Source organism: Parafannyhessea umbonata, from assembly GCF_012844235.1.
Taxonomy (GTDB): Bacteria; Actinomycetota; Coriobacteriia; order Coriobacteriales; family Atopobiaceae; genus Parafannyhessea.
Genome location: NZ_JABAGR010000006.1, coordinates 170381 through 184720, shown reverse-complemented (window position 1 = coordinate 184720; position 14340 = coordinate 170381). Strand labels below are relative to the sequence as shown.

Genomic DNA, 14340 nt, shown 5'->3' with positions numbered 1-14340 from the left:
GGGGCGGCGAGTCTCCAAATTGGCCTCTCAGTTCTCTTGCGCATAAATTCAGCCTAGCTGCACTAGGAAAAGCGCAGCTAGGCTGTGGTGTGAAACGGATATGTCGTCCTCGGCTACAACACTACGTCCGGGTCGAGCGTCTTTGCGCTGGCACGCATCTCGGCGGCGAGCGAGACGTATGCATCGAGCCGTTCTTTCGAGAACTCTCCCGCGGCGAAGGCGGACCGGACCCCGCAGCCAGGCTCGTGGGTGTGCGTGCAGTCGCGGAACCTGCACGTCCGCGCCGCCTCGGAGATCTCTGGAAACACCTTCGCGAGGCCACGCTCGTGGCCCACGAGCGGAAGGCTCCTGAGTCCGGGCTCGTCGATGATCACGCCGGCCCCGGGGAGGGAGACCATGCGCCTGGCGACGGTGGTGTGGCGCCCCATGTCGTCAGACGTGCGGACCGCGCCGGTCTCGAGCGCCTCCCGGCCCAGCAGCGCGTTCAGCAGCGTCGACTTGCCGGCGCCGGACTCCCCCAGCACGATTGCGACCGTTCCCGCTGGCACGAGATGCCGGACGTCGTCCTCGCCCCATCCCGACCCGCAGCGACCGGCGGCATCCATGAGGTCCGCCATGGCCCTGCGCCCCGTGGCGCCCGCGGAGGTCGCGACGATGCGGACGCCCCAGCCAAGAACCTCTTGGATGAGCTCGACGTCCGTCTGGAGCATCGATGCGCCGGCGCGGTCCGCCTTCGTGAGGACCACGGCGATGTCGGCGCCGCAATCGCGCGCGATGACCGCGGACCGCACGAGCCTGTCGGTCGATATGGGGCCGGGCCCGAGCGCCTGCGTCACGAGCACGACGTCGACGTTTGCCGCGAGCGTCTGCCGCTCTCCGCGCGAGCCGCCCTTCCACCTTGCGATGTCGCTCTCGCGCGGAAGGATCTTGCAGAGGATGCCCATGTCGTGCCCAGCGGGCCTCCGGGCGCAGACCCAGTCGCCCACCGCGGCGCGCGAGTTGTCGTCCCCCTTGGTGAGCGACGCGGCGAACTCGGTGCGATAGACGCCCCGCGGGGTGATGACCGCGGGAAAGCCGCGGTCAAGGCGGGCGACGCAGCCGAGGTCGAGCTCTTCTCGCCTGGCCTCGCCCGCGGCGACGGCCCGGTCCGCCTCCCGCTCGAAGGCGGACCTCTGGCGGTCGCTTGCGGAAAGCTCCGTGTATGCCGGCAGCTCGGACAGGGAAGAGAGCGCCGGCAGGGCCTCGTGGACCCCGCCGGCGACCGCTCTGCGCTTGTCAGACCTGCTGGACTTGTGAGCGCGCCTTGCCATGAGGCGCTACGCCCTGTTCTTCTCGACGGCGCGCATGATGGCCTTGTAGGCCTCCACGAGCGGGATGATCAGGAACGCGAGCGCCATCGCGATGCCGTATTCCGCGGCGCTGATCTCGGCGAAGTCGAACGCGCGGGCGAGCGGGGTCTCAATGACCACGAACGTCAGGACGAGGGAGAGCGCGAAGGAACCCCAGAGCCACTTGTTCTGCGTGGGGAGCGAGAAGACCGACTTCCGGCGGCTGCGCATGTTGAACGAGTGGAACATCTCGACCATCGAGAGGGTCAGGAACGCCATGGTCATGCCGTCGAGGCCCTTGTTGGCACCGGAGAGCACGTCGGCGAGGGGCACGCCCTCGAAGCGGAGGCCGACGAAGTACGAGACGAGCGTCAGCGCGCCGATCATCGCGCCCTGGACGAGACAGTCGAGGCCCATGCCGCCGGCGAAGATGCCGTCGGTGGAGCTGCGGGGCTCGCGCTCCATGATGTCGGGCTCAGCCTCCTCCATGGCCATCGCGAGCGCGGGGAAGCAGTCCGTGATGAGGTTCAGCCAGAGCAGGTGCGTGGGCTCGAGGATCGTGAAGCCGACGAGCGACGCCACGAAGACGGAGATGACCTCGGCGAGGTTGGAGGAGAGCAGGAAGGCGATGGACTTTCTGATGTTGTCGTAGATGCGGCGACCCTCCTCGCAGGCGTTGATGATCGTCGCGAAGTTGTCGTCCGCGAGCACCATGTCGGCAACGTTCTTGGTGACGTCGGTGCCTGTGATGCCCATGCCGATGCCGATGTCGGCGCGCTTGATGGACGGGGCGTCGTTCACGCCGTCGCCGGTCATGGCGACGACCTTGCCGAGCTTCTTCCACGTGTCGACGATGCGGGTCTTGTGCTCCGGCTGGACGCGGGCGTACACGCCGTAGTTGGCGATGCTCCTCGAGAACTCCTCGTCGGACATGCGGTCGAGCTCGGCGCCGGTGATGGCCTGCGAGCGGTCGGTGACGATGCCGAGCTCCTTCGCGATCGCGACGGCGGTGTCGATGTGGTCGCCGGTGATCATCACGACGTTCATGCCCGCGGCGTGGGCCTCGGCGACGGCCTGTCCGACCTCGGGCCTGACCGGGTCGATCATGCCGCAGAGCCCGAGGAAGGTCATGTCGTGCTCAAGCGCCTCGGGCGAGAAGGACTCCGGCGCCTCCTTGCCGTAGTTCACCCTGGCCGCAGCCATCACGCGCAGGGCGTCGTCCGCCATGGCCTTGTTGGCCTCCATGATTCGCGCGCGACGCTCGTCGGTGAGGGGCACGTCGCCCTCGGCGGTGCGGACCATGGTGCAGCGCGCGAGCACGACGTCCGGGCCGCCCTTGGTGTGCTGGACGTAGTTGCCGTCCGGCGCGAGGTTCACGACGGACATCATCTTGCGGCCGGAGTCGAACGGGGCCTCGCCGACGCGGGGGTTGGCGGCGTCGAGGTCGCCTGACGAAAATCCGAGCTTCGCCGCGTCGGCAACGAGCGCAGCCTCGGTCGGCTCGCCGACGGCCTCCCCCTTCTGCTCGTCCCACTTCGCGTCGGAGCAGAGCGCCATGCAGCGCACGAGCCTGTCCTGGTCCTCAGTGAAGTGGCGGACGACCGTCATCTTGTTCTGCGTGAGGGTGCCCGTCTTGTCCGAGCAGATGACCTGCGTGCAGCCAAGGGTCTCGACGGCCGAGAGCTTGCGGATGATCGCGTTGTGCTGGCTCATCTTCGTGACGCCGATGGACAGCACGATGGTCACGACCGCCGCGAGCCCCTCGGGGATGGCGGCGACGGCAAGCGACACCGCGACCATGAAGGTGTTGAGCACGAGCGGCATGTTGTTGAAGAAGCCCATGCCGTGCTTCAGCCACGTGACGCCGAACACGAGGGCGCAGATGACGATGCAGATGATCGAGAGCACCTTGGAGAGCTCGTCGAGCTTCTTCTGGAGCGGGGTCTCCTCGTCGGTCGCGCGGGACAGGGCGTCGGCGATCTTGCCCATCTCCGTGCCCATGCCGGTTGCGACAACGACGGCGCGACCGCGGCCGTACACCACGGTCGACCCCATGTAGCACATGTTCTTGCGGTCGCCCAGGGGCACGTCCCCGCTCTCGGGGGCGTCAAGGGCGTCGGCGACCTTGTTCGCGGGCACGGACTCGCCCGTGAGCGCCGCCTCCTCGATCTTCATCGAGGCGCTCTCGAGGATGCGGCAGTCTGCCGGCACGGAGTCGCCGGCCTCGAGCACGACGACGTCGCCCACCACGAGCTCGGACGACGGCACCGCCACGACCTTGCCGTCGCGGACGGCCTTGCTCTGCGCGGCGGACATCTCCTGCAGCGCCGCCAGGGCCTCCTCGGCCTTGGACTCCTGCACCACGCCCAGAACGGCATTCACCACGACCACGAAGCAGATGATGATGACGTCGGCGAAGTCCGCCTCGCCTTGGGCGATGCCCGTGAGCGCCGAGATGACCGCGGCCACGATCAGCATGATGATCATGGGGTCGGCCATCTGCGCGAGGAACCGCTTCCACAGCGGGTCCTTCTCGGCCTCCTTGAGCTTGTTCAGGCCGTCGCGCTCGAGGCGCGCGGCCGCCTCCCCCGCGGTCAGCCCGCGCTCGCCGTCGGAGCCGACGGCCTCGAGGACTGCCGAGGAGTCTTGCAGGTATTCCTTCAATTTTCCCTCCTGGATGATTCGTCCGGCAGATTGATGCCCGATCATAATTCCCCAGGAGGGGCAAGGGCTCACCAAGGTTGCCATGCCGGACGCCCAACATGACACAACCCATTCTACCCAAGGGTCATCGCGCGGGCGAGAAGTGCTTGGCATGCGGGGTCTTGGACAAAAACTCCCCAGAAACAAGGGCACGCCCCCATCAGAGCCCATCCCTCGCCTTCAGCCCGTCTCGGGCAACGGTTGACCGCACGAACGTAGACAAATCGGCGCTGACCACCACATACTTGGTCCGGCAAGCTCCAACGGGCCGTACCGTCGCTATAATTTGATGTATCGATTGGCTGGCGGCTGGCAAGCACAGCCTAGGCAAGGCGGCAGTGTGCCGCCACGACGAAAGGATCAGGCATGAAGGTTCTTTTCTTTGGCACGCGTGGCTACGATAAGAAGTCTTTCTCGGCGGAGCTCCCCAACTATCCCGACGTTCAGGTCGATTTCACCGAGGTGAACCTCACACCCACGACCGCGGCCCTCGCCAAGGGCTATGACGCCGTCTGCGCCTTCGTCAACGCCGATGTCTCCGCTATGACCCTAGAGATCCTCCGTGGCCTCGGCGTCGGCCTCGTCCTCATGCGCTGCGCCGGCTTCGACGCCGTGAACGTCGACTTCGCGAAGTCCATCGGCATGAAGGTCACCCGCGTCCCCGCCTACTCCCCCGAGGCAATCGCCGAGCACGCCATCGCGCTCGCCCTCTGCGCCGACCGCCACATCCACAAGGCGTACATCCGCGTCCGCGAGAACGACTTCTCGCTCGACGGCCTCGTCGGCCACACGCTGCACGGCAAGACCGCGGGCATCATCGGCACCGGCCGCATCGGCGCCGCGCTCGCACGCATCTGCAAGGGCTTCGGCATGACCGTCCTGGGAGCCGACCTCTATCCCAACCAGAAGCTCGTTGACGACGGCGTGATCGACAAGTACGTCGACTACGAAACCATCTACGAGCAGTCCGACCTCATCAGCCTCCACGCCTTCCTGAACGAGGAGAGCTATCACCTCGTGAACGACGACACCATCGCCAAGATGAAGGACGGCGTCATCCTCATCAACACCGCGCGCGGCGGCCTCGTCGACATCGAGGCGCTCATCCGCGGCATCCGCTCCGGCAAGATCGGCGCCGCCGGCCTCGACGTGTACGAGGGCGAGAACGCCAACGTGTACCAGAACCGCGAGGACCAGATCCTCGGCCACTCCATCACCGCCCGCCTCTGCTCCTTCCCCAACGTCGTCCTCACCTCTCACCAGGCGTTCTTCACCTACGAGGCCCTGCAGCAGATTGCCCAGGTCACGCTGGACAACGCGGAGCGCTACGCGAAGGGCGAGGAGTTCAGCGACCGCAGCGTCGTCTGCTAGATGACTAGGAATCACGGTCATTACCATTTCCTTTGTTGTCACGAATCAACAGTGGCCGTCAGCGGTTTACAATAGGCCCAAGCGGTTTGAAAGCGTTTCCAGGCGAGCCGCGCACCGTGGCTCGCCTTTCTCTTATGGTCAGAAAGGAACAGCATGTCTACCAAGAGGACCAAGATCGTCTGCACGATGGGACCCGCGACCGAGAGCGATGAGGTTCTTCGCGAGCTCATCAAGAACGGCATGAACGTGGCCCGCTTCAACTTCAGCCACGGATCCCACGCATATCACCGTCAGAACATCGATCGCGTCCGCCGCATCTCCGAGGAGCTAGGCATTCCCGTCGCCATTATGCTCGACACCAAGGGCCCCGAGGTCCGCACGGGCCTGCTCGAGGGTGGTCAGAAGGTCACCGTCAATACCGGCGACAAGATCGTCGTCACGGCTCAGCCCACCACCGAGGACTGGCACGGCAACGCGAGTCACATCTCCCTTGACTACCTCAACCTCCCGAACGAGGTCGAGAAGGGCTCCATCATCCTGATCGACGACGGCCTCGTGGGCCTCGAGGTCGACCACGTCGAGGGCAACGACATGCACTGCGTCGTCACCAACGGCGGCGAGATCGGCGAGAAGAAGGGCGTGAACGTCCCGAACGTCGAGATCGGCCTGCCCTCCGTCACCGAGCAGGACATCGCGGACATCATGTTCGGCTGCGAGCTCGGCATCGACGCCATCGCCGCCTCCTTCATCCGCAACGCCCAGGCGGTCGACGACATCCGCAAGATCTGCGCGGACAACGGCCTTCGCAACGTGTACATCTTCCCCAAGATCGAGAGCGCCCTGGGCGTGAAGAACTTCGACGAGATTCTTGCCGCCTCTGACGGCTGCATGGTCGCCCGTGGCGACCTGGGCGTCGAGATTCCCGCGCAGGAGGTCCCGCACATCCAGAAGATCATCATCAAGAAGTGCGCCCAGAGCTACAAGCCCGTCATCACGGCCACCCAGATGCTCGACTCCATGATCCGCAACCCGCGCCCGACCCGCGCCGAGGTCAACGACGTCGCGAACGCCATCTACGACGGCACCGACTGCGTCATGCTCTCCGGCGAGACCGCGGCGGGCAAGTACCCCGTCGAGGCCGTGAAGATGATGGCCTCCATCTGCAGGGAGACCGAGAAGTACCTCCCCGAGCGTCGCGAGTACCACGACCGTGGCGGCATGCGCAACGTCAACTCCGCCATCGGCCTCGCGGCCGCGGAGGTCGCGGACCGCGTGAACGCGAAGTGCATCATCTGCCCGACCCACAGTGGCCGCACTTCTCGCCTGATCTCCAACTTCCGTCCCCGCATCCCCATCGTCGCGATGTCCCCGTCCAACCACGCCATCCGCAAGACGTGCTTCCAGTGGGGCGTCGACGCGTACAAGACCACCGAGCAGGGCTCTCTGTCAGCGACGTGCTACAACGCGCTGACCGTCGCCAAGGAGCACGGCGTCGTGGAGACCGGCGACCTGGTTGTCGTCACCGCCGGCGACCCGCAGACGTCCCCCTCTCAGGGCGACTACATCACGTCCACCAACATGGCGATGGTCTCCCAGATTCAGTAGGAGCTCGTCTTCGCAGACGCACCTTGGGGCCGTCCCGCTGGGGCGGCCCCTTTTCGTGCGACGGATTGTAGAATGGATGCCACATGGCACGGCCGCCCGAAGGCGGCGTGCCCGCATGAGGAAGACAGGAGGAGACATGCCCACAGAGAGGCTTACGGCACTGTGCTATCCCAAGTGCTCGACGTGCAAAAGGGCCGTCAAGTGGCTGGACGAGCACGGCATAGCCTACGAGTACCGCGACATCGTGCGCCAGAACCCCACGCCCGAGGAACTCGCCGCCTGGCACGCAAGGAGCGGGCTCCCCATCAGGAGGCTGTTCAACACGTCCGGCATGCTGTACCGCCAGATGGGACTGAAGGACAAGCTGCCCGGCATGTCAAACGAGGAATGCTACCAGCTGCTTTCCACGGACGGGATGCTCGTGAAGCGCCCGCTTCTTGTGGGCTCGGACTTCGTGCTCGCAGGCTTTCGCGAGGCTGAGTGGGAGCAGCGGCTCCTGGGCTAGCGGGCGCGCATCGAACGCGAAGATCGGGGCGCCGGGCATCTTAAGGCCCGACGCCCCGACGGCGTTCGCGTGGCATGTGCCAAGGACGCGCGCTACCGCTCGCAGAGCCAGAAGTGCGCCGAGAAGGGCTCGACCTCGCTGCCGCCGCCAAAGTCGTGGTCCGACCCGTCAATCACGTCCTGCGCCCTGCCGCAGCCGGCGTCGAAGTGGAACGTGTACGGCTCGTCCGCGATGTTGATGGCCACGAACAGGCGCTCGTGCTCGCTCTGGCGCTGGAACAGCAGCTGCCTGGGCTGGACGGCAACCTGCGCGTAGTCGCCCCACGCCAGCGCCTCGGCGCCGGGATGACCGGGCTTGCGGCACTGTGCGAGGGCAGAGACCCACTCCGTCAGCTCGTTCCACTCCGGCGCGTCGAGCGCGGGCCTCAGGTCGTGGTCACCGGGGAGCTGCTCGCCCTCGATGCCCCACTCGCTTCCGTAGTACACGTTCGGGACGCCGGCCATGCCAAAGAGCAGCCCGTACAGCGGACGGAGCTGCCGCCTGTCGTCCAGCTTCGTCGCGATGCGCGGCACGTCGTGGTTGTCGAGGAAGTTCAGCAGGTGACGGCCGGTGTAGAGGTCCCACGGGTGCGAGCCGCTCTGGCGCTCGAGCGAGTACGCGATCTCGTGCATGTTCGCGGAGTTCGCGGACGACCACAGCCCCTTGTACGCCTCGTAGTTCGTGACGGAGTCGCAGAGGTCGTCGCCCATCCACTGGTTGTAGTCCCCGAACATGGTCTCGCCCAGCAGCAGGAACTTCCCGTCCTTCTCGCCCAGGCGAGAAGAGCGCTCCTGCGTGAGCTCGTTCGCGATGCGGCGCAGGTAGCCGAGGAAGCCCCGGTCCAGGCAGTACGCGACGTCCAGGCGCAGCCCGTCGATGTCGAACTCGGACTCCCAGTCGCGGATGACCTTCGCGAGGTAGTCGTTCAGCTCGAAGTTGCCGTGGTTGAGCTTCACGAGCTGCCTGACGCCCTCCCAGCAGTCGTAGTTGAAGCCGTCGTCAAATTCGTCGTTCGAACCCCAGTCAATGTTGAACCAACCGGCGTACGGGCTTGCCTGGCGGTTCCTGCGGACGTCCTCGAACGCCCAGAAGTCGCGGCCCACGTGGTTGAAGACGCCGTCCAGGAGCACCTTGATGCCCGCCTCGTGACACGCGTCCACCACGTGGCGCAGGTCTTCGTTCGTGCCAAGGCGACGGTCGACCCTCGTGTAGTCGATGGTGTCATAGCCGTGGGACTCGCTCTCGAACACGGGGTTCAGAAGCAGGCACGTCGCGCCGAGCCTGTGCATGTGCTCCACCCAGCCGTCGTCCACGAGCTTGCGCAGCCTGTGCACGGGCTCGCTCGTCCTGTCGTTCAGGTAGGGCGCACCCGTGAGTCCCAGCGGATAGACCTGATAGACAACCGATTCCTCGTACCAGCTCATGCAGCCTCCCCCATCGTGGGATATGTGTTTCGCCCGGGCTTGCGGCCAAGGTGCGCGGCCGTGCTAGGCGCGGTGCGTCTCGTTGCTGATGACGCACCTGTTTGCGGGCAGCCAGACGCTGCCCCACTCGAACGGCACGCCGTTGTCGAGCCTCACCAGCTGGTCCAGCTCCAGCACCGGCGCGTGCTCGTCGCACTCCAGGTAGCCGCCCCTCACCTTGCCGGCCGTGCGGGCAGTGTAGACCATCTCGGAGCGGCCGATCTCGTGGCCGCTCGTGCGCTCCACGGCCGCGAACAGCGCCTCGTGCTCGAAGTTCGCGTCCTCGATCCCCGGGCACACGCTCAGGTTCAGGTGGCTCTCGATGAACATGACGGCGCGGTGGCTCACGTAGCGCACGCGGCACAGGTACAGGTAGTCGTCCCCCACGTCCATCTGCAGGTTCTCCGCGCAGAGGGGGCCGGCCTGCCTCACCTCGGACTTCACGACCCTCGTGATGTACTTCACGCCCTGGGCGCTCATGGACTCGCCAAACGACAGCAGGCGGTTGGAGCTGGGCCTGGCCATGACGGGCTGCACCACGAACGTGCCGCGGCCGCGCTGCTGAACGAGCAGCCCCTCGTCCACAAGCTGGCGAATGCCCTTCTGCACCGTGCCGCGCGACAGGTGCAGCATGTCCATCAGCTCGTGCTCGGACGGGATGGGCTCGTCCACCCCCCAGTCCTTGGAGTAGATCTTCTCGCGCACGTAGTCCGATACCTGGACGTACAGCAGCTCGCCATCAGACTTGTCGAACTTGGGCATGCATCAACCCTTCCGCAGGCGGCCCGCGGCCCGCCGCTTTGTGACTCGTACGCCCAACGACAGCCCCTACGCGTTGCCGTCGCTGCCGCGCTCGCCACACCCAAGTGCGCCGTGCTCGGCATAGGCCCTCAGATTCCTGACCATTAGATGATAGACATTTTCGTACGTTTGCGAGAAGAACGACGCGTCGAGCATGCAGTAGCGCGGCGTGCCCGCGACGTGGCGCTCGCTGTTCTGCTCCACCACGTCGTCCGCGACGGCTATGGCGCGGATCGCGTCCTCCTCGCCTATGGGATACTGCGGAAATGCCGCGGCCTGCTGCAGGACGGACCTGCTCACCTGCGGCGCGATGTCAAGCTCGAGCGTGCGGCCGAAGAGGTCGAAGTCCGCCTGCTTGCGCTTGCGGGTCTCCTCCCCCGGCTCGATGCCGTGCTCCGCTATGAAGCGGTTGTTCGCGGCGTTGTACACGTTGTCCGCCAGAAGGTGCATCCACGCGCCCAGCACCACGTCGGAAACGCGGCCCCGCTCGTCCGCGGAGGCGCGCGCGTAGCGAGTCCAGAAGTCCCAGTACGCCGGCTGCGGCACGAAGGCCGGGTCCGCGAAGTGCGTCACCCTGTACGGCACCTTACGCGAGATGGGCTGCACCAGGTAGCCCACGTAGATGTCCGGCACGAGGTTGCCGAACAGGAACGCGTTCGCGTCGCGAATGCCCAGCGCCCGCGCGTCCTGCTCGTGGAGCAGGCGCTGCACGTGGGCTATATGTATGTTCCAGCTTGGCATAGGGTCCATTCTAGGCATAAACGCCGCGGGTGTGCACGAAACGGGGCGCGTCGGCCACCAAAGACACCAAGTTCGCACCCAGTGCCGAAAGATCGGTCCCCCCGGGCCCGTGCCCGGGGGACCTTTGGCCCAAGGCCAAGACGCTAGCTACGGACCTCGCCGCCGGTGGACTTCATGACCTTCGTCACGAGCTTGTTGTGGGCCTTCTCGACCTCCTCGGAGGTGAGGGTGTGGTCGGCCGCGCGATAGGTGAGCGAGAAGGCCATGGACTTCTTGCCCTCGCCCACGCGGATCTTGTCACGGTACACGTCGAAGAGGCGGACGTCCGCGAGGAGCTTGCCGCCCGCGCTCTGGATGCGCTGGACGACCTGCTCGCACGTCATGTCCTCGTCCACGACGAGCGCGAGGTCGATGGAGACGCCGGGCAGCGTCGGGACCTCCTTGTACGGAAGCTCGCGCTGGGCCAGACGCAGCAGCGCCTTGACGGAGAGCTCAAACGCGACGACGGGAACGTCCAGGTCGAAGTTCTTGAGGCTCGAGGGGTGGATGTTGCCGACCCAGCCGAGCAGCTCGCCCTGCGCGATGACCTCGGCCGCGCGGCCGGGCTGGAGCCAGCCGTAGCGCTCGGGGTCCGCGGCCTTGAAGCGGACCTTCGTGATGCGCAGGGCGTCCAGCAGGTTCTCGACGACGCCCTTGGCGTCGAAGAAGTCGAGCTTGACGTACTTCTTGTTCCACTGGTCGTCGTTCCACGCGCCGCACATGACGCCGGCGACGTAGCTGGGCTCGTCCGGCTGGCTCTTGTGCTCGTGCCCGAAGAACACGCGCCCGACCTCGTAGAGCTGGACGTTCTGGACGCCGTGGTCAAGGTTGTACGCGACGGAGCGCAGCAGGCCCGGGATGATGTCGCGGCGCATCTGGGACTGGTCGGCCACGAGCGGGCGCATGATCTTCACGGGGACGCCGCGACCCTCCTCGCTCATGCCGAGGCGCTCGAGGTCCCTGGGGTCGGCGAAGTTGTACGTGGACGTCTCGCACAGGCCGCTCGCGCGCAGGACCTGGCCGATCTTGCGCACGCGCTGCTGCTCGACGGTGAGCCCGCCGGCGTGGTTGCGGGCAGCGGGGAGCGTGGGCTCGACGTCGCCCTCGCCCCAGAGGCGCAGCACCTCCTCGACGAGGTCGATCTCGCGCGTGAGGTCCGGGCGGTTCGTGGGCGCGACGACGTGCATGGGGGCATGCTCGTCCGCGCCGCGCGTGACGGTGCAGCCCAGGCGCTCCAGGCGGCTCGCCATGAACTCGGCCTCTATGGGGGCTCCGGTGAGCGCACGCACGCGGTCGGGGCGCAGGTCCATCTGGGGCGCGTCGACCGGCGCGGGGTACACGTCGACCATGCCCTCGCACACGTCCGCGCCGCAGCACTGCTCGAACAGCGCGGCCGCGACGTCGCTCACCAGGGCGCAGCGCGCTCCGTCGACCTGGCGCTCGTAGCGGATGGACGCCTCGCTCATGAGGTCGAGGTTGCGGCTCGTGCGGCTGACGTGGCCCTTGTCGAACACGGCGCTCTCCAGGAGGACGTCCACGGTGTCTTCGTCGATGTCGGAGTTCAGGCCGCCCATGACACCGGCGAGCGCCACGGGCGCGTTGCCGTCGTCCGTGATGACGGCCATGTCCGGCGTGAGCGTGCGCTCCTGGCCGTCGAGGGTCACGAGCTTCTCGCCCTCATGCGCCGCACGCACGACGATGTGGCGCTTGCCGTCACGCGTCGAGACCTTGCCCAGGTCGAACGCGTGCAGCGGCTGGCCGGTGAGGAACATGACGTAGTTGGTGACGTCGACCACGTTGTTGATGGGACGCGCGCCCGCGGCGATGACGCGCCTCGCGAGCCACTCGGGGCTGGGGCCGATCTTCACGTTGCGCACGACGCGCGCGGTGTAGCGGCCGCACAGCTCCGCGTCGTCGATCGTGACGTCGACCATGTCGGCCGTGCGGCCGAACTCGGCGGACTCGTTCTTGATGGCGGGGAGCTCGATGTGGGTGTCTTCGTCGAGCATGGCCGAGACCTCGGTCGCCATGCCGCACATGGACAGGCAGTCCGGGCGGTTCGGCGTGATCTCGCAGTCGATCACCGTGTCGCTCATGCCCTTCCACTCCACGAAGTCGACGCCCACGGGCGCGTCCTTCGGCAGGATCATGATGCCGGAGTGGTCCGCGTCGAGCCCGAGCTCGCGGCTCGAGCAGTTCATGCCGAACGAGTCGACGCCACGGAGCTTGCCCTTCTTGATCTTCACGTCGCCGGGCAGCGTCGCGCCCACGAGCGCGGTGACGGTCTTGTCGCCCACCTCGAAGTTCTGGGCGCCGCACACCACCTGCAGCGGGCAGGGCTCGCCCTTCTCGTCCACGTTGTACTTGCCCACGTCCATCTTGCAGACGTACATGTGGTCGGAGTCCGGGTGGGGCACCTTCTCGAGCACCTGGGACGTGACGACGCGGGTGATGTCCGCGCCGACGCGCTCGACCGCCTCGACCTCCGTGCCGGTGCGGACGAACTCCCTCACGAGGTCCTGGGGGTCCTCGGGCACGTCCACCATGGTCTTGAGCCACTCATAAGAGACACGCATCTTGTTGCCTTTCTTTGCGGGAGCCTGGCCGGCCGCCCGCACGTCGCCTGTTTCTGGGGTGCGCCCCCGCGTGCGCGGGGTGCGCGGCAGCTAGAACTGCCTGAGGAAGCGCATGTCGCCCGTCATGAGCATGCGCAGGTCCGGCAGGTCGTAGCGCAGGGCCGCGACGCGCTCCACGCCGATGCCGAAGGCGAAGCCGGAGTACTTCTCGGGGTCGATGCCGCAGTAGTGGAACACGTTTGGGTCCACCATGCCGCAGCCCAGGATCTCGAGCCACCCGGTGTTCTTGCAGAAGCGGCAGCCCTTGCCGTGGCACACGCCGCAGCTGACGTCGACCTCGCAGCTGGGCTCCGTGAACGGGAAGAAGTGCGGGCGGTAGCGCGTGGCGCGGTCCTTGCCGAAGATCTCGCGGCAGAAGTAGTCCAACGTGCCCTTCAGGTCGCCAAACGTGATGCCCTCGTCCACGACGAGACCCTCGACCTGCGTGAACTGCGGCAGGTGGTTTGCGTCGGCCGTGTCGGGGCGGAACACCGTGCCCGGGCAGATCATGTAGATGGGCGGCTTCTTCTCCTCCATCGTGTGCACCTGCACGCCGGAGGTCTGCGTGCGGAGCAGGACGTCCGACTCGCCCAGGACGTGCTTCTCCTTGCCCTCGGGCGCGTTGTCCACCACGTAGAACGTGTCCTTCGCCGAGCGGCTGGGGTGGTCCTCAGGGGCGTTCAGGGCCGTGAAGTTGTAGTAGGTGGTCTCGACGTACGGGCCGTCCTCGACCGTGTAGCCCAGGCCGCAGAAGATGTCCTCGATCTCCTCGCGGATCTGGCTGATAAGGTGCTCCGTGCCCGGGCTCAGCCTGCGTCCCGGCAGGGTGACGTCGGCCGCCTCCGCCATGATCTTCTCGTCCAGCGCGCGCTTCGCGATCTGAAGGCGCGCCTGCTTGATGGCGCTGTCCACGTTGGCGCGCACCGTGTTGGCGAGCTTGCCCATCGCGGGGCGCTCCTCGGGCGGCACCTTGCCCATCATGTGCATGATCGCGGTGAGCGAGCCCTTCTTGCCCAGCGCCGCCACGCGGATCTTCTCAAGGTCCTCCAGGCTGTGCGCGCCCGCAAGCGCCTCCTGCACCCGCTCCTGAATCGCGTTCAGGTCGTCCGACATTGCCATGAAAATCCCCC

Annotated in this window: 10 protein-coding genes; 3 read left to right on the top strand and 7 right to left on the bottom strand. The window is 66.5% G+C overall.

All coding sequences use genetic code 11. The features are described 5' to 3' along the window. Nucleotides 1-113: 113 nt before the first annotated feature. Both rsgA and HF885_RS07535 read right to left on the bottom strand, forming a co-directional pair. The gene (gene rsgA, locus HF885_RS07540; protein ID WP_170104323.1) at nucleotides 114-1310 is read right to left on the bottom strand and encodes a ribosome small subunit-dependent GTPase A; all 1197 of its coding nucleotides are present in this window, start codon (nucleotides 1308-1310) and stop codon (nucleotides 114-116) included. 6 nt (nucleotides 1311-1316) lie between these two features. Continuing rightward, nucleotides 1317-3992, bottom strand: a complete 2676-nt coding sequence (locus HF885_RS07535; protein WP_170104322.1) for a cation-translocating P-type ATPase — start codon at nucleotides 3990-3992, stop codon at nucleotides 1317-1319. Nucleotides 3993-4397: 405 nt separating this feature from the next. On the opposite strand from HF885_RS07535, the gene HF885_RS07530 reads away from it, so the two are divergent. The 3 genes from HF885_RS07530 to HF885_RS07520 all read left to right on the top strand — a co-directional run bounded on the left by HF885_RS07530 (nucleotide 4398) and on the right by HF885_RS07520 (nucleotide 7512). Then, complete coding sequence (locus HF885_RS07530) at nucleotides 4398-5402, top strand: 2-hydroxyacid dehydrogenase (protein WP_170104321.1); 1005 nt, start codon at nucleotides 4398-4400, stop codon at nucleotides 5400-5402. A gap of 153 nt (nucleotides 5403-5555) precedes the next feature. Next, complete coding sequence (gene pyk / locus HF885_RS07525; protein WP_170104320.1) at nucleotides 5556-7007, top strand: pyruvate kinase; 1452 nt, start codon at nucleotides 5556-5558, stop codon at nucleotides 7005-7007. Nucleotides 7008-7143: 136 nt separating this feature from the next. Next, nucleotides 7144-7512 carry an arsenate reductase family protein gene (locus HF885_RS07520; protein WP_170104319.1) on the top strand — a complete coding sequence of 123 codons (369 nt, stop codon included), beginning with the start codon at nucleotides 7144-7146 and terminating at the stop codon, nucleotides 7510-7512. Nucleotides 7513-7604: 92 nt separating this feature from the next. Here HF885_RS07520 and HF885_RS07515 read toward each other — a convergent pair whose 3' ends face one another. From HF885_RS07515 to pheS, 5 genes are all read right to left on the bottom strand, one after another. Beyond that, nucleotides 7605-8975, bottom strand: coding sequence for an alpha-amylase family glycosyl hydrolase (locus HF885_RS07515; RefSeq protein ID WP_170104318.1), 1371 nt, complete (start codon nucleotides 8973-8975; stop codon nucleotides 7605-7607). Nucleotides 8976-9038: 63 nt separating this feature from the next. Next, the gene (locus HF885_RS07510; protein WP_170104317.1) at nucleotides 9039-9776 is read right to left on the bottom strand and encodes a GntR family transcriptional regulator; all 738 of its coding nucleotides are present in this window, start codon (nucleotides 9774-9776) and stop codon (nucleotides 9039-9041) included. A 66-nt stretch (nucleotides 9777-9842) separates the two neighbouring features. After that, nucleotides 9843-10556 carry a hypothetical protein gene (locus HF885_RS07505; RefSeq protein ID WP_170104316.1) on the bottom strand — a complete coding sequence of 238 codons (714 nt, stop codon included), beginning with the start codon at nucleotides 10554-10556 and terminating at the stop codon, nucleotides 9843-9845. A 143-nt stretch (nucleotides 10557-10699) separates the two neighbouring features. Continuing rightward, nucleotides 10700-13171, bottom strand: a complete 2472-nt coding sequence (pheT, locus tag HF885_RS07500; protein ID WP_170104315.1) for a phenylalanine--tRNA ligase subunit beta — start codon at nucleotides 13169-13171, stop codon at nucleotides 10700-10702. Nucleotides 13172-13261: 90 nt separating this feature from the next. Continuing rightward, nucleotides 13262-14329 (bottom strand): phenylalanine--tRNA ligase subunit alpha, encoded by a 1068-nt coding sequence (gene pheS, locus HF885_RS07495; RefSeq protein WP_170104314.1) that lies wholly within the window; start codon nucleotides 14327-14329, stop codon nucleotides 13262-13264. Between the last annotated feature and the right edge of the window lie 11 nt (nucleotides 14330-14340).